Origin of the sequence: Gilliamella sp. B3023 (assembly GCF_026536845.1) — a bacterium.
GTDB classification, from domain to species: Bacteria; Pseudomonadota; Gammaproteobacteria; order Enterobacterales; family Orbaceae; genus Gilliamella; species Gilliamella apicola_E.
The window spans coordinates 99,923-119,202 of sequence record NZ_JAFNNH010000003.1; the positions used below are offsets into that span (position 1 = coordinate 99,923).

Annotated in this window: 19 protein-coding genes and 1 pseudogene; 3 read left to right on the forward strand and 17 right to left on the reverse strand. The window is 34.8% G+C overall.

Annotated features, from left to right (window positions below; translation table 11 throughout):
- Nucleotides 1-180: 180 nt before the first annotated feature.
- The gene (locus tag J3U16_RS02820; protein ID WP_267342484.1) at nucleotides 181-1,344 is read left to right on the forward strand and encodes an MFS transporter; all 1,164 of its coding nucleotides are present in this window, start codon (nucleotides 181-183) and stop codon (nucleotides 1,342-1,344) included.
- A gap of 58 nt (nucleotides 1,345-1,402) precedes the next feature.
- On the opposite strand, the gene J3U16_RS12090 is transcribed toward J3U16_RS02820, so the two are convergent.
- The 15 genes from J3U16_RS12090 to J3U16_RS02900 all read right to left on the reverse strand — a co-directional run bounded on the left by J3U16_RS12090 (nucleotide 1,403) and on the right by J3U16_RS02900 (nucleotide 16,371).
- Nucleotides 1,403-4,282 (reverse strand): DNA translocase FtsK 4TM domain-containing protein, encoded by a 2,880-nt coding sequence (locus J3U16_RS12090; RefSeq protein WP_416380742.1) that lies wholly within the window; start codon nucleotides 4,280-4,282, stop codon nucleotides 1,403-1,405.
- Nucleotides 4,283-4,387: 105 nt separating this feature from the next.
- Nucleotides 4,388-4,909 (reverse strand): gamma carbonic anhydrase family protein, encoded by a 522-nt coding sequence (locus J3U16_RS02835; protein WP_065734685.1) that lies wholly within the window; start codon nucleotides 4,907-4,909, stop codon nucleotides 4,388-4,390.
- Between the two features lie 2 nt (nucleotides 4,910-4,911).
- Entirely contained in the window at nucleotides 4,912-6,153 is a 1,242-nt protein-coding gene (locus tag J3U16_RS02840; protein WP_220225695.1) for a Bcr/CflA family multidrug efflux MFS transporter, read from the reverse strand.
- 82 nt (nucleotides 6,154-6,235) lie between these two features.
- Complete coding sequence (gene rsuA / locus J3U16_RS02845; protein WP_220225696.1) at nucleotides 6,236-6,925, reverse strand: 16S rRNA pseudouridine(516) synthase RsuA; 690 nt, start codon at nucleotides 6,923-6,925, stop codon at nucleotides 6,236-6,238.
- Nucleotides 6,926-6,940: 15 nt separating this feature from the next.
- Nucleotides 6,941-7,672 carry a class I SAM-dependent methyltransferase gene (locus tag J3U16_RS02850; protein WP_267331803.1) on the reverse strand — a complete coding sequence of 244 codons (732 nt, stop codon included), beginning with the start codon at nucleotides 7,670-7,672 and terminating at the stop codon, nucleotides 6,941-6,943.
- A complete protein-coding gene (gene prlC / locus J3U16_RS02855) occupies nucleotides 7,659-9,686 on the reverse strand; it encodes an oligopeptidase A (protein WP_267342485.1) in 2,028 nt (675 codons plus the stop codon). The genes J3U16_RS02850 and prlC overlap by 14 nt, the downstream gene beginning before the upstream one ends.
- An 89-nt stretch (nucleotides 9,687-9,775) precedes the next feature.
- Nucleotides 9,776-10,033, reverse strand: coding sequence for a BolA family protein (locus J3U16_RS02860; protein ID WP_267330453.1), 258 nt, complete (start codon nucleotides 10,031-10,033; stop codon nucleotides 9,776-9,778).
- 77 nt (nucleotides 10,034-10,110) lie between these two features.
- Complete coding sequence (locus J3U16_RS02865) at nucleotides 10,111-10,383, reverse strand: STAS domain-containing protein (RefSeq protein ID WP_267330454.1); 273 nt, start codon at nucleotides 10,381-10,383, stop codon at nucleotides 10,111-10,113.
- Between the two features lie 6 nt (nucleotides 10,384-10,389).
- The gene (mlaC, locus tag J3U16_RS02870; protein ID WP_065563614.1) at nucleotides 10,390-11,031 is read right to left on the reverse strand and encodes a phospholipid-binding protein MlaC; all 642 of its coding nucleotides are present in this window, start codon (nucleotides 11,029-11,031) and stop codon (nucleotides 10,390-10,392) included.
- A 2-nt stretch (nucleotides 11,032-11,033) separates the two neighbouring features.
- On the reverse strand, nucleotides 11,034-11,606 hold the full coding sequence (gene mlaD, locus J3U16_RS02875) for an outer membrane lipid asymmetry maintenance protein MlaD (protein WP_065563613.1): 573 nt from the start codon (nucleotides 11,604-11,606) through the stop codon (nucleotides 11,034-11,036).
- An 11-nt stretch (nucleotides 11,607-11,617) separates the two neighbouring features.
- The gene (mlaE, locus tag J3U16_RS02880) at nucleotides 11,618-12,397 is read right to left on the reverse strand and encodes a lipid asymmetry maintenance ABC transporter permease subunit MlaE (protein WP_065563612.1); all 780 of its coding nucleotides are present in this window, start codon (nucleotides 12,395-12,397) and stop codon (nucleotides 11,618-11,620) included.
- Nucleotides 12,397-13,215: a phospholipid ABC transporter ATP-binding protein MlaF gene (gene mlaF, locus J3U16_RS02885; RefSeq protein WP_081299570.1), complete on the reverse strand. Its 819-nt coding sequence runs from the start codon at nucleotides 13,213-13,215 to the stop codon at nucleotides 12,397-12,399. The genes mlaE and mlaF overlap by 1 nt, the downstream gene beginning before the upstream one ends.
- A gap of 264 nt (nucleotides 13,216-13,479) precedes the next feature.
- Entirely contained in the window at nucleotides 13,480-14,079 is a 600-nt protein-coding gene (locus J3U16_RS02890) for a methionine ABC transporter permease (RefSeq protein WP_065563747.1), read from the reverse strand.
- 98 nt (nucleotides 14,080-14,177) lie between these two features.
- Nucleotides 14,178-15,221 carry a methionine ABC transporter ATP-binding protein gene (locus J3U16_RS02895; protein ID WP_267330455.1) on the reverse strand — a complete coding sequence of 348 codons (1,044 nt, stop codon included), beginning with the start codon at nucleotides 15,219-15,221 and terminating at the stop codon, nucleotides 14,178-14,180.
- Nucleotides 15,222-15,234: 13 nt separating this feature from the next.
- The gene (locus tag J3U16_RS02900) at nucleotides 15,235-16,371 is read right to left on the reverse strand and encodes an amidohydrolase (RefSeq protein WP_267342487.1); all 1,137 of its coding nucleotides are present in this window, start codon (nucleotides 16,369-16,371) and stop codon (nucleotides 15,235-15,237) included.
- A gap of 182 nt (nucleotides 16,372-16,553) precedes the next feature.
- On the opposite strand from J3U16_RS02900, the gene J3U16_RS02905 reads away from it, so the two are divergent.
- Nucleotides 16,554-17,402: a MetQ/NlpA family ABC transporter substrate-binding protein gene (locus tag J3U16_RS02905; protein WP_220225705.1), complete on the forward strand. Its 849-nt coding sequence runs from the start codon at nucleotides 16,554-16,556 to the stop codon at nucleotides 17,400-17,402.
- A 31-nt stretch (nucleotides 17,403-17,433) separates the two neighbouring features.
- Here J3U16_RS02905 and J3U16_RS02910 read toward each other — a convergent pair whose 3' ends face one another.
- Complete coding sequence (locus tag J3U16_RS02910; protein ID WP_267330457.1) at nucleotides 17,434-17,763, reverse strand: rhodanese-like domain-containing protein; 330 nt, start codon at nucleotides 17,761-17,763, stop codon at nucleotides 17,434-17,436.
- Nucleotides 17,764-17,916: 153 nt separating this feature from the next.
- Entirely contained in the window at nucleotides 17,917-18,822 is a 906-nt protein-coding gene (locus J3U16_RS02915; RefSeq protein ID WP_267330458.1) for a LysR family transcriptional regulator, read from the reverse strand.
- 139 nt (nucleotides 18,823-18,961) lie between these two features.
- On the opposite strand from J3U16_RS02915, the pseudogene J3U16_RS02920 reads away from it, so the two are divergent.
- A pseudogene (locus tag J3U16_RS02920) lies at nucleotides 18,962-19,280 on the forward strand (acetyl-CoA C-acyltransferase); the annotation flags it as partial.

Sequence of the window (19,280 nt, forward strand, 5' to 3'; positions counted from 1 at the left end):
TAAATCATAAAGTTAAGATGTTTGTATTATGAATTTAGTAAGATCAATTTTTATCACTTTTTAATTCACTTCAAGCTAGCATAGTTTAAAAAATTAGACAAGTTTGTCATAATTATTGCTAAATAATTTATTTAGATATATTTTTAGAGCAAAAATTATCAGTATTAAAATTGTGGATAAATGAAGTCAGCCAAGAAGAAGTCTTATTTATTGTTGTGTATTGTGTTTTTTTTCTGGTATGCACAATATATCTATATTCCTTATCAAACCCCTTATCTTGCGGCGATAAATATATCGACTACTATGATTGGAATGGTGGTTAGTGCTTATGGATTTTCGCAATTATTCTTAAGATTGCCGGTTGGTTTATTAGCCAATGTAAAAGAGAAACATAAAATTTTTATTGTATTAGGCACCTTTTTTGCTGGAATTGCATCAGTGATTCGTATTATTGAACCGAATGGAACTGGTTTTCTCGTTGGTAATATAATTTCAGGTTTCGCCAGTGCAATGTGGATCTCTTTTATGGTGCTTTTTTTAGGTTTTTATCCCAAATCTAAAAAAGGGTATGCAACTAGTTTAATTATAATGGTTAATAATCTAGGTGTGTTTTTAGCCTTTTTAACAGGTACATTATTGTATGATTATATTCATATGGTAGGAATTTGTGTGCTTAGTTGCTTTAGTGGGTTATTGGCTTTTATTTTAGCAATAAAGCTAAAATATCCGGAAAAGATCCATCATGATTTTAACTATCATCTTTTGTTTAGCGCATTATGTAATCGAAAATTATTGTTTTTCTCATTTCTTGCTTTAATTCAGCAAGGCATTCAAATGTCTACCACAATGTCTTTTACTAATCAGATATTGAGTGATTTAGGGGGGAATGCCTTTTTAATTGGCATTTCTTCAATTGTCTATATGTTATCTTCAGTTCTATTTGCTAAATTGGGGGCGACTAAGTGGATTAATCTGATGAGAATTTCAAGCTGGGTAATTTTATCTTTTCTATTACTAGCACTTTATTGTATTTTAGTACCTCAGGTCTCTTCTGTTTATATTATTCTTCTATTGCAAATTATCCCTGGTATAGGGACTGGTATACTATTTTCGTTTTTAAATTTTGAAGCGATGATAGATGTGCCATCGTATGCTCGTTCTGCTGCCATGGGATTATTTCAAGCTATTTATGCACTAGGTATGACGCTATTTCCAATTATTGTTGGAATAATTAGTTTGAAATGGTCGATGATAATCGCCTATTTTGCCTTAGCCGGTATAGCAATAATAGGCGCAATTTTATCAATGATTTACTGGTTAAAATTTAGAAAGCAGACCACTTAAAATTTTATATAGTGACACACTATCTTATTAGTTAAATGGTTTACTATTGAAATTTAGCCTAATAATCATTAGGTGATGCTTGTGCAAGTACTTCGCGATTACCATTATGACTTGGCGCACTTATAATGCCTTCAACTTCCATTTGTTCTACTATTCGTGCAGCGCGATTGTAACCAATTCTAAATTTGCGTTGGACGCTTGATATTGATGCTCGACGGGTTTCAACCACAAATGCTACTACTTGATCGAAAAGTGGATCGAGTTCTTCGTCGGTCATATCAAAGCTATTACCTTCATTATCATCAGTTGAAACTGTTACATTCTCGATATATTTAGGTGTGCCACGCGCTTTCCAATCTTGTACAACTGCATGAACCTCTTCATCACGTACAAATGCGCCATGAACACGAATAGGAATTGAGCTATTGGGTGCTAAATAGAGCATGTCACCCATACCTAGAAGTGATTCAGCCCCCATTTGATCTAAGATTGTACGTGAATCAATCTTGCTTGAAACAGTAAATGCTATTCGAGTTGGTATGTTGGCTTTGATTAAACCAGTAATCACATCAACTGATGGGCGTTGGGTTGCAAGCACTAAGTGGATGCCAGCCGCTCGAGCTTTTTGCGCAAGCCGTGCAATGAGCTCTTCGACTTTTTTTCCAACGGCCATAATTAAGTCGGCGAATTCATCCACCATAACCACAATATATGGAAGTTTTTCAAGCGTTGGCATTTCAAGATCCATACTATCAGTGGGTTTCCAAAGAGGATCTGGAATTGGTCGTCCCATTTCTTCGGCAAGTTTGATTTTTTCGTTAAAACCAGCAATGTTACGAACGCCCAATGCTGACATCAATCGATAGCGACGCTCCATTTCATTAACACACCAGTTAAGTGCATTAGCCGCATCTTTCATATCAGTTACTACTTGGGTCAATAGATGAGGAATCCCTTCATAGATAGATAGTTCTAACATTTTAGGATCAATCATTATAAACCTAACATCTTCAGGTTGTGATTTGTATAAAATGCTTAATATCATGGCATTAACACCTACTGATTTACCTGAACCGGTCGTTCCTGCAACCAATAAATGTGGCATTTTAGCTAAATCTGCAACCACTGATTGTCCTGCGATATCTTTTCCTAATACAATTGTTAAAGGAGATTGTGCATTTTTAAATTGTGGACTATCTAATACTTCTCTGAAATAAACAGTTTGTCGATTTTTATTTGGTAATTCAATTCCGACATACGGTTTACCTGGAATAACCTCGACCACCCGTACTGAAGGCATTGATAATGAGCGAGCTAAATCTCGGTCAAGTGTCGAAATTCTTGCTGCCTTAATGCCTGGTGCAAGTTCAATTTCGAAGCGAGTAATAACGGGGCCAGGTAAATAATCGACAACTCTAGCTTTTACTCGATAATCAGAGAGGCTTTTTTCGATTTGCTCTGACATTGCATTTAATGCCGCGTGATCAACTTCAATTCGAGTTGTTGGTGGTGGCGTTAATAAATTTAACGAAGGTAACGGTGTTGTTGGTTTAGGTAAAGGCTTATCATTGCGTTTTAGCAAAGGATGAATAAGGCTTTCTTCCTCATCCTCATCCGTAACTTCTTTTATTTCATTTTTAGTTTGTTGTTCATTTGATTCGTTTACTACCTCATTTTGATATATGTCATCAATGAGAGGATTTTCTTCTTTAAGAAGTGATATATCAACATCTTCGGGTATCTCAAATTCGGCTGGAATATCATTAGTATTATGATATTCAGGTGTAATACTTGGTGATGTTTCCGCTAAAGGTTCGATTACAATTGGATCAACTGAATCTTGAGATGCAATATGATTTAGATTAATTTTTGGCTCATTATGCTCCATAGTGAATAAAGGTTTACTTGGTGCATCGGCAATAGCGTATTTATCTTCTTCAAAAGGTTCTAAGGCCTCACGACTATTAATTTCTCCATCAGATTCTGTTGAACTCATATCACTCGTGGTGCTTTCATTCATATTTTTCAAAATAGTTTCCATTCGCGCTAAAATCGCGTCAGGATCCATTTCTTTTTTAGATATATCTTTAGTCGGTTGGTTGGTTTCGTTAGGAGATGTATTTGCCTCAATAGATTGCAATAATTGAGCAGCAGTTTTTATAAATACTTCATCATCTTTTAATGAAATAGGTTTAGTTGTACTAATATCTGATTCTGTCGCCAATTTGGTTGAGTCAATATTATCACTACTATCAACATCAATAGGTAGATCAAATTGTGGCTGTTTTTCTGTTGTTAATTTGTCTTCTTGATTCGAATCAGCTGGTTGTGAAACTTTATCCGGAGTAAATAACCATTTTATTGGTGACAAGATGAACATAACTAACGCACCAATTTTTTCAAACAGATAAAGCCAAGAGAAACCAGTTAAAAGCGTAATACACGCTAGTGTTGTTGCAAGCAAAGCTAGAGAGGTAGCTAAGCTACTCATAACAGGTAGAAGGCTTTCAATTATTATCGAACCTAAATAACCACCTGCTTGGAATTGTTCTGGATCGCGAATATTAAGGGCAAAAAAACCACAACAACTAAGTACAAAAGCTAAAATGCCGATAATTCGGAATGAAACACTAAAATAGTTAATAGGATCACTGGCATGACGGTAAAAGTAACCCATTAATTGTAAACAAAAAAAGATAATAATAACCGGTAAACTATAGGCGATTAATCCAAAAAACTGAAATAAGATATCAGAAATATATGCACCAATATAACCGCCTAAATTGCTAATAGGATAGTGCCAAGCTGTACGTGACCAGCCAGGATCTGATGGGTTATAAGTAAACAGTGATAAAAATAAGTAAACAGATAAGCCTATTAATGATAATAGAATTAATTGTGCAACAATCTGTCTTCTTGTAATTTTAGATTTTTTCAAACACGTACCTAAAAACTATCTTAATTAAAAATTTTGAGTATTTTATCATAAATTGAACCTACTCATAGCGTGAAAGGTGTATAAAAACTAATTTATTAGCAACTATTAATTCGATAGCGTTAAGGTTTGATTAAATCTTTTTGCATTCAACACGTAATGTTGAGCATTTTTAATATTTGCTTGAATTTCTTCATCTGTGAGTTTACGAATAATTTTAGCTGGAGATCCCATAATCAAACAACCTTCCTCATAAGGCAGACTATGTGTAACTAGTGAGTTAGCACCTACTAGGCAGTTTTTGGCAATTCTAGCATTGTTTAAAATAGTACTTCCCATACCAATTAAACTATTATCCTCAATATTACAACTATGCAAAATAACATTATGGCCAACGGTGACATTCTCACCAACAATACAGGGAATGTCAGTTTCTGTATGAATAGTACTGTTATCTTGAACATTACTATTTTTACCAATATGAATCGTTGCGATATCACCTCGCAAAACTGCGTTAAACCATATAGATACGCCTTCTTCTAAAATAACATCACCAATGATGTCTGCTGATTTAGCAATAAAACACTTAGAATTAATTTGTGGTTTTAGATTTTCTAATTGATAAATCATGGTTAATTCCTTTTTATATTTTTGACACTCAAAAACAATCCGGCCGCAAAAAAGTTACAGATAACCATTGAGCCAACCATTAGCCATTCTGTTAAATTATTCGTAACAGTTGCTGTATTATGAGTTGAAACGAGTGTTGAAAGTAAGACTCCGATAGCACCAGCGACGGCAAAGCGGATGGTGCCTGCAAGCGAGGAGGCTGTGCCTGCTATATGAGAATAATAATCGAGTATTACAGCCATGCAATTACCACCTATGGTTGAAATACAACCGATATAACCAGCAATACATGCCACTAAAAAGACAAAACCTAAGTCAAATATACTCACTGTAGCCATACCTATGGCTGTAATAAATTGGAGGAGTAAGCCTAACTGAATCATCTTAATAGAACCAACCCGTTTTACAATACGGCTATTGAGCGTATTCATTGAAACCATGACCATAACATTAATAGCAAAGTAATAGCCGAAATTGGTTGATGCAACACCATGTAAGTTCATATAGACAAATGGTCCTAAACTTAGAAAGGAAAATAATCCGGCTCCGGAAAATGCACCAATCATCATGTAAGTAAACACTTGTCTATGTCTAAATAGGGCAATGAAGTTACTTAAAATTCGAATTATACTGAATTTATCACGTTTGGATTTGGCTAATGTTTCAGGGATATTGATTGTTACTAATGCAAAACAAATAATCGCCATTAAGCAAAGCGCATAGAAGTTAGCTTGCCAATCGAACCAATAAAGAATAAAACCACCAATAATCGGAGCGAGTAATGGGGCAACATTCGATATCAATGTTACAAAAGACATCATTTTAGAAAAATCATCACGATCGCGATAGATATCTTTCATTAATGCATTAATAACAATAGTGGTTGCTGATGCTGCTATTCCATGAAAAAATCGGGCTGTGATTAACTGATTTATATTAGCAGCAAGACCACAACATAATGCTGCAATTATGAAAATAATTAGTCCAGCAGTTAAAACTTTTCTTCGTCCGTAACTATCGGTGAGTGGACCAAACAAAAGCTGACCTAATGAAAATCCTAATAAATAGAAACTGATTGTCAACTGCACAGTTGAATCGGCGACATTAAATTTGTTCGCAATAGTTGGCATACTTGGTAAATACATATCAATAGATAATGGCATTAACATTGAAATGAAACCAAGAATAAAGATAAGTGCTTGTTTAGAAACTTTAATTTCTACTTGTGGTTCTTGTGTTTGCACGTTGTCATTCCTTTGGATACAAAGTTACTAAGTTTTAACAATAAAACCTAGTAAAAGAAAACATTAGTTAAGAATCAAACGGCTAATTAAACGAATTGATCTCATCTTGAGTAAGAGGGCGGTATTCGCCCTCAGGTATATCAAGAATAATATTGCCAATCTGTTTACGATGCAACTGGGTGACATGGTTATTTACAGCTGCAAACATTCGTTTCACTTGGTGATATCGGCCTTCACTTATTGTAAGTTCTGCATGGTAATCATCAAGGATAACTAATTTAGCTGGTTGAGTAAGTGTTTTTTCACTTTTTAGCTGAATACCTTGTTTAAATATCTCAATAAGATCATTATTAAGAGGTTGCTCAACGGTTACTTGATAAACTTTTTCACAATGATGTTTAGGAGAAGTAATGCGATGTGACCACTTACCATCATCGGTTAATAAAACTAGCCCAGTGGTGTCTAAATCCAGTCGACCTGCTGAATGCAGCTTTTCAGACATAGGTTCATCAATAAAATAGAGGATAGTTGGGTGATCAGGATCATCAGTAGAACAAACATAACCTTGTGGTTTATTGAGCATGAAGTAACGATTTTCGGTAATAGGTATAATTTCGAAACCATCATATTCTACAATTTGATCATCTGAGATATGGTAAGCACCTGATTTTACAACAGCTCCATTAACAGTTACCTTTTGGGCTTTCAGTTCTTTATTGACTATTGTTCGGCTTACCCCTAGATGGTGAGCTAGAAATTTATCCAGTCGCATTTTCAAATACTATTCCTATAAACATGGTGTGTAAATATCAAAACGATGATTTTTAGTTTTAATTTCCGCCGTTGGTTTTTGATTGGCTAAAAATGGTGCATAATCAGGTCGTTTAACCACAACGCGTTTTTTAGCTAATCGTCTTGCGGGTTCAAGTAGGCTTTCTGCATCGAGATCGTTACCAACTAATTGTTGAAAAATGCGCATCTCTTTTTTCACTAATGCACTTTTTTGTCGATGCGGAAACATCGGATCAAGATAAACAACGTCAGGTTTTTCTTGATGTGAATTGAGCCCAAGTAAACTTGAATTATAAATTAAATGTAACAGTTTTTGTAATTGCTGACCAATGATTGGATCTTGATAAGCACGATTAAGCCCATCTTCTAACAAGGCAGCAACAACAGGATGTCGCTCAAACATAGTAACATGGCAACCAATAGAAGCTAATACGAATGCATCTCGTCCTAATCCAGCTGTTGCATCAATAATAGTGGGTAAATAATTACCTTTAACGCCAACAGCTTTAGCTATCGCTTCACCACGACCACCACCAAATTGACGACGATGAGCCATCGCACCAGACACAAAATTAACCGCGATTGCACCTAATTTAGGTTCATCAGTTTTTTGTAACTCAAGTTGATTGTTTTGATTAACGAGAGTAAATGGAAGATCAGGATGCTCGAATAGCCACTGCTCAGCTAACTTTTTGAGCTGAGCAGTGTTAACTTTAGTGGATACCATAGTGACGAAGTAATGCCTCAAGTTGCGGTTCACGACCACGGAAATTTTTGAATAATGTCATTGGTTCATCACTGCCACCTTGAGATAATATATTGTCAAGGAAAGCATTACCTGTATTTGCATTGAAGATACCTTCTTCTTCAAAGCGAGAAAACGCATCAGCAGATAAAACTTCAGCCCATAGATAACTGTAATAACCTGCGGCATAACCTCCTGCAAAAATATGACTAAATGCGTGAGGGAATCGTCCCCAATCTACGGTTGGTACTACTGCAACTTGTTCTCTGACTTGTTTTAAAGTTTCTAAAATATCAGGTGTTTTTTCGCTATGTAATTTAAAATCAAATAAACCGAATTCTAACTGACGCAGAATAAATAATGCAGCTTGGAAGTTTTTGCTATCAAGCATTTTTTCTAGCATTTCTTGAGGTAATGGTTCGCCAGTTTGATAATGACCTGAAATAAATTCTAAAGCTTCAGGCTGCCAGCACCAATTTTCTAAGAATTGACTTGGTAATTCAACGGCATCCCATGGAACACCATTAATACCAGCCACTGATGACACATCAATTTCAGTTAACATATGATGTAGTCCATGACCAAATTCATGGAATAATGTGGTTACCTCATTATGAGTAAATAATGCTGGTTTATCACCGATTGGTCGATTGAAATTACATGTTAAATAGGCAACAGGTTTTTGGATATGGCCATCAGCAAAACGCATTTTACCAATACAATCATCCATCCAAGCACCACCTCGTTTATGTTCACGAGCATATAAATCAAGATAGAAGCTACCCTTTAATTCACCATTGGCATTATATAAATCATAAAATTTTACCTCAGGTGCCCAAACTTCAACATCATGACGCTGTTTTGCAGTAATGCCAAAAATACGACGAACGACTTCAAATAATCCACTAATAACTCGATCCTCTGGAAAATATGGACGAAGTTCTTCATCATTGATGGTATAAAGATGTTGTTTTTGTTTTTCGCTGTAATAAGCGATATCCCATGGTTTGATATCACTTGCACCAAAATATTCATAAGCATATCTTTTAAGTTCGGCTAATTCTTTTTCACCTTGAGGTTTAGCTTTGGTTGCTAAATCGGTTAAAAATGCGGTAACTTGCGTTACAGTTTCAGCCATTTTAGTTGCTAATGACTTATCGGCATATGTGTCAAAACCAAGTAACTGAGCAAGTTCAGCTCGAAGCGATATAATTTGTTTAATGATTTCTGTATTATCCCACTTACCGGCATTAGATCCTTGGTCAGACGCTCGAGTATTGTATGCTTGATAGAGTTCAAATCGTAAATCTCGATTATCGCAATAAGTCATTACCGGTAAATAACTTGGAATATCGAGCGTTAATAACCAACCATCTTGCTCTTTTGCCTTAGCTTGTTCTTTAGCTGCGGCTAAGGCACTTTCAGGCATTCCGGATAAATCTTCAATATTCGTGATTAATTTTGACCAGCCCATAGTGGCATCTAATACATTATTACTATATTGAGATGATAATTCTGAAAGTTTGGCAACAATTTCACCATAACGTTTTTGTTTATCATCTGCCAATCCAATACCCGATAATTCAAAATCCCGCAATGCATTGTTGATTACTTTTTTTTGTGCTTTGCTTAAATTTTCGAAGTGTTTGCTATCTTTAAGTTGTTTATAGGCATTATATAGTGGTTTATGTTGTCCTACCCAAGTACTGTATTGAGATAGCAAAGGTAAGCAAGCTTCATATGCTTCACGTAGTTCTGGGCTGTTTTTCACTGAATTAAGATGACTAACCGGTGACCATGCTCGGCTAAATTTTTCATCCATTTCATCAATGGGTTGAACAAGATTATCCCAAGTATATTCACTATTTTGTTCAAGCACAGATTCAATCGTTTTACGACAATTGTTTAATGTCTCTTTAATCGCTGGTAAAACATGCTCAGGTTTGATTTGTGAAAATAGGGGTAATGATGAATTACTTAATAGTGGGTTAGTCATTCTGGAATACCTTATGCAATGATTATGTTTATTTATAAAACATGTGGCTAAAAAAACTTTATTCAAGTTTCTATGTTCATGGGGGTTAATTATAAACCCATTAATTTTCGCTCACGTTGCCATTCAGTTGGTGTATAGGTTTTGATTGATAATGCATGGATTCGATTATCATTAATAAATTCCGCTAATGGTGCATAAATAGCTTGTTGTTTTTTTACACGACTTAATTCAGCAAACATTTCACCAACGGCAATAACTTGAAAATGGCTGCCATCATTTGTCATTACATGAACATCGTCAAGTTTAAGTGAATTTTTTAATTTAGCTATAATTTCTTGTTTATCCATTATTTAAACTCAGTATTAACTATTTTATAAAAAAAAGTTGAGGAACGGGGTTTTTGAGCTTTCAAATTGCATCATTTTTAATGATTAATCACTGTTTGCAAATCATAAAGCTCAATGAGTGTTTGTAATTGTGGGCTGATCCCAGTCAATTTTACATTATATTGATTACAAAAATAGACAAGCGTCGCGAGTCCAGAAGAGTCAACCCGTGTTACTCTAGATACATCGATATGGCTTACATTGCTTAATAGTGTATCTTGAGCAATCCATAAATCATTTAAAGAGTGAAAATCAAGTTCACCGATTAAATTAAGTGCATTTTGTTGTTTTTCTGCTTGGATTCGCGACATAATGAACTAACCTTTTTGTTTAGCGTTTGGATCAATTTTGCGATTGGATAGATCATTTAATTGTTTGGTTAATGCATCTATTCCATTTTGGCGAAGAATAGCTGCCCATTCGTTTTGTTTAGTTGTAACCATGCTTACTCCTTCAGCTGTTAAGTCATAAGCTTTCCATTCACCTGTTACTGTATTTTTTCGCCATTGGAAATCGATACGAATAGGTTGTTGATTTTTATCTGGCTGATTTAAAAGCACGCGAATTGAAATAAGTGATTTGTTAGTTAAATCTTTTGGTGCTTCAACTTGGTAAGTTTGACCGTTGTACATAGAAAGTGCTTGAGCAAAAGCTTGAACTAAATAGTTTTCAAAAGCTTTGAAATAAGCTGTTCGTTGTGCGTCAGTTGCTGATTTATAAGCATCACCTAAAATTAATGCGCCTGCATATTTAACTTGGACATAAGGCAATAAATCCGCTCTTACAATATCTTTAAGTTTATTTGGATTTGACTTAATTGATGCTGATTGAGCTTTCATCGTACTAAATATTTTGTCAGCAGCAACTTGCATATCGTTATAAGGATCGTTTGCAAATGCTGAAGAACTTATTACTAATGCAAGTACTAAAAAAAGGGCTTGTTTAAATTTGGTTAACATAGTTACTCCTTACTATCATTGGTATCTTGTTTTTTATCTGATGATCCGCCAGTGCTATATAAAAATTGTCCAATCAAGTCTTCGATCACCATGGCTGGTTTTGTATTGTTAATGACATAACCATCTATAAGATAAGCTGGTTTATTATTACTATTACTCGTTGTTGTAGTGGTATCAGAATCTAATGAATCAAGTTCATGTTCAATGCTTTGATCTAATCCAAAATTGATATCAATAAATTGTTCACCTAATAGGCCAGAAGTTTTGATTGAAAGTGAGCTAGAACTTGGAATTCTATTGTATTGAGCATCTAAATCCATAGTGACATAAGGTTTATACGTTGCACCTTTTTCTGATTTAAGACTAATATTACTTACACGACCAATCACTACACCGCCAATTTTAATTGGTGATCTTACTTTTAATCCACCAATGTTATCAAATACAGCATAAACACGGTAGGAGTTATGACGAGCGAAAGACGTTGGATCGGTAACCCTAAAACATAAAAATAGCACTGAGCAGATAACCAGCACCATAAATAACCCTACTGTAATTTCAACTTTACGACTCATGTTTAATGACCTCAATTACTAAACATTAATGCGGTTAAAATAAAATCTAACCCCAAAATAACTAATGATGAATAGACAACGGTGTTCGTTGTTGCCCGACTGATTCCTTCTGATGTTGGCACACAATCATAGCCATTAAATAGAGCAATCCAAGTACTAGCGATTGCAAATGCAAAGCTTTTAATAAAACAATTGCCTAAATCGTGCCACCAATCGACATTACTTTGAATGGATGACCAAAAAAATCCTGCATCAATACCTTTCCAATCAACACCTACTAATACACCACCTAAAATGCCAACAGCGACAAAAATTGCTGTTAGAAACGGCATACAAAAAAATCCAGCCCAAAATCTTGGCGCGATAATTCGTCTTAATGGGTCGATCGCCATCATTTCCATGCTTGATAATTGTTCGGTGGCCTTCATTAGACCAATTTCAGCGGTTAACGCTGAGCCGGCACGGCCTGCAAATAGTAATCCTGCTACTACAGGCCCAAGTTCTCTCAACAGGGCAAGTGCGACTAGCATCCCCAAACTGGCTTCAGCACCAAAGGTGGTTAAAATGAAGTAACCTTGTAGTGCTAGTACCATTCCTATGAAAAGACCGGATACGATAATAATTGATAGCGATTGTACACCGACAAAGTAAAATTGTTTAACAAGTAATGGGAATTGTTTGCTAAATTGAGGTTTACCGATAAGTGCACCAAATAGCATTACGCCTGAGCGACCTAGCATCGCGATAATATTGATTATTGATCGCCCAAGTTTTGCAATTAAGTTTAACATTAGTTTGCACCTCTACTTAGGTCTAATTTGTAATCATCCGCAGGATAATGAAATGGTACTGGGCCATCGGCTAATCCTTCAAGGAATTGTTTTACTCGTAAATCATCATTATTGCGTAATTCTTCAGATGTACCGCCAGCAATAATATGTTGTTCAGCAACAATATAGGCATAATCGGCAATACTTAATACTTCACTAACATCATGGCTAACAACAATACAGGTTAATCCAAGTGATTGGTTAATTTCAGATATAAGTTTGACAATTACGCCCATGGATATAGGATCTTGCCCAGCAAAAGGTTCATCAAACATGATTAGATCAGGATCGAGTGCTATTGCTCTGGCTAATGCTGCCCGCCGTGCCATTCCACCAGATAGTTCTGAAGGCATCATGTTAGCTGCACCACGAAGTCCTACTGATTGTAATTTCATTAATACCAAATTATGTAAAATAGGTTTTGGTAAATTAAAATGTTCTCTTAATGGATAAGCAACATTATCAAATACTGATAAATCAGTAAATAGAGCCCCAGATTGGAATAACATACTCATTCTTTTACGGACTTCATATAACCTTGAACGAGTCATACTAGGTATATCTTCACCATCAAATAGAATTTGACCTGATTGTGGCTTAAGTTGCCCGCCAATCAGTCTTAATAGTGTAGTTTTACCTATTCCCGATGGCCCCATAATTGCGGTAACTTTGCCTTTGGGAACCGTCAAGTTCATATTTTTATAAATTGGACGAGTCCCACGATAAAAAGACATATCGTGTATTTCGACCAGATTTTGTTGTAATGTGTTGGTCACAATGAGTTCCTACACTACCATAATTAAATGTCGGTTATTTTACTTGATTATTACAAATAAACAAATGTATTAACCAAGTAGCTGATTTAGTGATGGTAATCATAAAATATGCTGAATTTATTTGTTCGTCATTTTATGCTAAAACTTTTTTAATATTTTAACTATATGAGAATATTGAATTATATTTATAGATTTTTTGTAGTAAATAGTGGCGTTTTGAAATAAACGCCAGTATAAAGTATTGCAATAGGGTTTAATTAGTTGAGATCATTCGTGTCTTGCCTTGCGTGCCAAATAATTACCAATGCTTTGTACAATTTGTATTGCAATAACTAAGATCACAACACAGATATATATGACGGTATCATCAAAACGTTGATAACCTTGCGAATAGGCGACATCTCCAATACCACCTGCGCCAATAGCCCCTGCCATTGCTGTTGCCCCAATCAAACCAATTGTGGCGGTTGTGAAAGTTAAAATCAATGAACTAAATGCTTCTGGTAGCATAAAGTGCCAAATAATTTGTACTGGCGTTGCGCCCATCGATTCAGCTGCTTCAATAATACCACTTTTTACCTCTAATAATGAGTTTTCAACAAGCCGAGCAATATAAGGAGCAACATAAAAAGTTAAGGGCACAATTGCTGCTGTCGTACCGATTGATGTGCGAACTATAAAGTAAGTAAATGAATGAAGTGAAAAGAGTAAAATAATAAAAGGTAATGAGCGAACAAAATTAATAATTGGGTTGATAATCTGATAAACCCGTTTATTTTCGAGTAAACCAGATGGTCGGGTGGTGACTAAGCAGATCGCTAATGGAACGCCGATTAATGCGCCTAATATTAATGAAAAAACAACCATATATAATGTGTCTAATGATGCTTGTGCATATTGCTCAACGGTTACTCTGGTTAGAAAATTAGTATTTATATAATTGATAAAATCGTTGACTATTTCCATTAGTTGTTCTCCCAATGTTTGATTTCTGTAACGTTAACCCCATTTTCGCGAAGAAATTGCACTGATTGTTCGATATTATTATCACTTCCTTTTAATTGAACAAACATACTGCCTAATACCGTTTTTTCGATTTCAGACATATGGGCAAATAAAATATTCACTACTACTTTCTGCTGTAAGATCAATGCGTTCATAACCGGCTCTGAGGCCGAACGACCTAAAAATTCAAGCTTAAACAACTTAATATTATGTTTATCACCCTCAATTTTTAGCAGATTTTCAACAACACCTTCAGGGATTTGGTCATTAATAACTGAACTAACAAATTTTTGTGTGGTTTTATGCGTTGGATGACCAAAGACATCAAGTACATTGCCATGTTCGATAATTTTACCTTTTTCCATAACTGCTACTTTGTGACATATTTGCTGTATTACATGCATTTCATGGGTAATTAGAACGACAGTTATTTTATATTTATCATTAATTTTTTTTATTAATTCCAAAATAGCTTGAGTAGTTTGTGGATCGAGTGCCGATGTGGCTTCATCACAAAGCAAAATATCGGGATCGTTCGCCAAGGCCCGAGCAATTCCAATACGTTGCTTTTGCCCACCTGATAGCTCTTTAGGATAGCTATTAGCTTTATCGCTTAATCCAACAAATTCGAGCAGTTCATGAACTTTCTTTTTAATCGTTTGTTTATCTTTTTTGATGAGAACTAGAGGGATCGCAACATTTTCATATACGGTTTTGGATTCAAGTAAATTGAAATGTTGAAAAATCATGCCTATTTTACGGCGAACTTGGCGTAATTGAGAGTTTGATAACTGATTCAATGGTTGGTTTTGAATAACAACATTGCCTTGAGTTGGTTTTTCAAGAAAGTTTATCAGACGAACTAGCGTACTTTTTCCTGCACCACTATAACCAATAATGCCGTAGATATCGCCTTTTTGGATAGTTAAGTTGATGTTTTGTAATGCTTGGGTGGTAACTCCATTTCGTTCGTATTGTTTCGATACATTTTCAAATTTTATCATTATGTGATACCTATCAATGTTGTGCTACTTCAATTAATCCTTGCTTAGCGAGATTGGCTAAATAGTTGGCTGCTGGCATTATCATGTCAGTATTAACTAAAAATTTTGGATGATGTAAAGCATAAGGGCTTTGTGAACCAAGATTGATAAATGCGCCAGGTACATGATGCAAATAGTGGGCAAAATCTTCACCACCAAGTTGCGGTTGAAAATCAATAACTTCATAACCTTGTTGTTTGGCAATCTTTTGACAAAAATCGACCCACTTAGCAACATTTATGATTGATGGCGGGCCATCGAACCATCTCAACTCTGCTTTGGCTCCCATGCTAAGTGCAATATTTTCAACAATGCTTTTTAATTGTTGTTTGACTTTTAACCTTATATCAGGAGTTAGCGTTCTTACAGTGCCTTCCATCTCAACAATTTCAGGAATGACATTCCATGTGTTCCCACCTAAGAATTTTGTAATGCTGACAACCACAGCATCAAGACCACTTATTGTACGACTTGATATTGTTTGGATAGCACTAATAATTTGTGAACCAATAACAATTGGATCAATTCCTGACTCAGGTCTTGCCGCATGGGCTCCAACCCCTTTTATTGTGATTTCAATTCGGTCAACGTTTGCTGAAAAGGGGCCTGCTCGAGAAGCCATTTGGTTAATGGTTAAATTAGGATTATTGTGCATTCCTAAAATAACATCAACGCCATTAAGTGCACCAATTTCTATAAAATGTAATGCTCCACTAAAATTTTCTTCAGCGGGTTGAAAAAGTAATCGAACCGTTCCTTTTAAATGTCGTTCATTGGCTTTCAATAAGTAAGCTGCTCCCATTAAAACAGAAGTATGCAGATCATGACCGCAAGCATGCATTACTCCGTTTTGGGTTGAACGGTATTGGCAATCTGATTGTTCAAAAATGGGTAGGGCGTCAATATCGGCTCTTAAGGCTAAGACTGGTGAGCCTGAACCAATTTCAGCAATAACACCAGTTTTTGCGCCTAGCTCTAATATGCGAATATTCGCTTTTTCTAAGTAATACCTTAATTTTTTGGTTGTTTCAAACTCCTGATTTGAAAGCTCTGGATTTTGATGTAAGTCGAGAAAAAGCTGCTCGATAATGGGTGCAATAGCTTTTGTCATGGTAAGTCCAATTGATAAAAATATTGATATTTTTACAGTAGCACAGCTGATATTTTGGCTCTAATAATCGTTTTTTATAACTTATTCCAAAAAGTTATAAGATAGAATTACATGGAATAAATGAATTATTTTTTATGTGTTAGAGTAGTTTTAAAATTTACACTTCACTGAGGATAGTTCAAATGAAAATGAGGTTCATCAAGCAAAAATTAGTTAATAATGTTGTGGTGTTAGCTTTATTTAGTTCTCTTTTTTTTATTACAGCATGTGATAACTCATCATCGAAAACCGATAATCAAACTAAAAAAGAGATCAGTATGGGCGTTTCACCAGGACCGTACAATGATCTGTTTAATGATGCGGTTAAACCAATACTAGAATCAGAAGGCTATAAAGTTAAGTTAGTTAATTTTCCACATTTATTAGAATCAGATGTGGCATTAAGTGAAGGCAGTATTGATTTAACGGTAGCTCAACATACTGCATATATGGATGTGTTTAATAGTCAACGCAAAGCTCATTTAAAACCAGTGGTGCATGTACCTTCGGTTCCCGCTGCAATATTTTCGAATAAGTATACGTCGATAAAAAATGTTTTTCCGGGTGCTAAAATTGGAATTCCTCAAGATGCATCAAATGCAGCACGCTCTTACAACTTGTTGGAAAAAGCTGGTTGGATTAAGTTAAAACCAAATAGTAATCCAATTATTGTCGGCAAAAATGATATTGCCGAAAATATTGCGGGTGTTGATATTGTTGAAATGGATTCAGCCAATATTCCAAGAGTTTTAAATGAGTTAGATTTCGCCGTCATTCCAGGCAGTATCGTTTATTCCGCTAATATTGACTCGAAAAAAGCACTTTTGTCTGAAACAATTATTCCTGATTTAGAAATTATGGTTGTAGTTAATGAAGGTAATGAAAATAGTCAATGGGCAAAAGATATAAAGCGTATTTACCAATCACAACAATTTAAAGATTACATGCAAACACATAATCAAAATGGTTATTGGGTTATGCCACAAGAATAGTGATCATTTAGCCCGTTTAAATGCGGGCTTTTTAATATTTAGGCATACTGGTATCAACAGTTCGAGCCCAAGCGTCAATGCCACCAGTTAAATTGTAGAGAACATCACAATCAAATCCATTTTCAACCAAGTAATTTGCAACGTTAAGACTCCTTACACCATGATGGCAATAAATAATAATATCAATTTCATCTGGGATTTTATCTAAATAAAGTGGTATGAGATTCATAGGAATATGTATTGCTCCCGCTATTGCACAAATTTCTACTTCATTAGGTTCGCGTACATCAAGTAGAAATAGTTTGTCATGCTGTTTTATTCTTTGAGCGAGATCTATTGGTGTTATTTCTTTTATTGTCATTATATTCAAAGCTTAGTTAGGTTGTTAACAATACATTATAGAGACACACAAGTGTTTCATCATTAAAATTTTACAATATTACTTTATTCAGTAAGGTTTTATTGGTTGTAATTGCCGTGCATATTTATTTTTTTATTTAGTTTATTGCAGATATTATCCTTTTTTAGGTGTATTAAAATAATCAATAATATATTCAAAAACAAAAAGTTGAAGTTTTGTATAACGTTCTTTTTTTCTACGGCAGAGTAAAACATTCCAAGATATGGGATCTTTAAACGGTTTTTGAATGATATTTTTATCAAAATAGATATTAGATACAGGTGAAGGTAGAACGGTAATAAATTCCGAGTTTTTAATAATCAACATCAAAAAATCCCACGACGAAGACATTGTGGTTTTTTTAGGGGTAATACTATACTTATCAAATTTTTTTTGTAACTGATGCTGAATAATAAAAGAGGGATCTAATGTGGCTAATAATTTATTGTTAAGATCGCCCCAATCAATTTTTTCCTTAACCGATAGTGAATGATTAACATTCATAAAAGCACTTAGCTCATCTTTTTGTAACAAGTGCTCATCTATAATATTGGGATCTATGTTTGTTGGTTGAAGTAATATCGCAAAGTCCAGCTCATCTACTAAAAACATTTTACTGAGTTCATAAGCGCCTTTTTCTATTATTTCAAATTTGACGCTCGGATTATTAATGATCAACTGAGCAATTAAATCTGCAAAAACTACACCTAAAATTAAGGGGGGAATTCCAATCTTTATCGTCCCTTTAAGTTGTGTTGATCCTTCTCGAATTTCACTTAGCATACCATTGTATTGATTTAGAATTTTATTTGCATTGTCGTAAAATATTTCGCCTGCAGGGGTAAGTTTTTGTAATCTTCCTTTGTAACGTTCAAAAAGTTCAACATTTTCAGCATCCTCAAATGATTTAATAAATTGACTTAATGCTGATTGTGAAATATAGAGTCGTTGAGATGCTAAAGAGAGATTAAAATTAGATTTAACGACTTCAATAAAATATTTTAATTGTCGAATATCCATAAGCTGAATCGAACCATTTATGTTTTTTAATAAAATATCTATAAGTTTAACTTATAGATATTATTAAAAACAAGACTTAGACTTCAAAAAAAAGATGCTCTAACCTTTCATTCATATTTTAAAAATGGAGGTATGCAGAATGAAGGAAGTCGTTATTGTTTCAGCTGTTAGAACACCTATTGGTGCTTTAGGTGGCGTGTTTAAAAATGTCTCTGCAGTTGAACTAGGCGCAAGGGCAGTTACAGGAGCACTTAAAAAGATAAATTTGGATCCATGTAATGTCGATGAAGTTATTTTGGGTAATGTGTTATGCGCTGGCTTAGGTCAAAATGTTGCGCGGCAAGTAGCAATAGCAGCAAATATTCCCAATGAAGTCCCTGCTTTTAATGTAAGTAAAGTATGTGGCTCGGGTCTTAAATCTATCATTTTAGCAACTCAAGCCATTATGTGTGGAGATG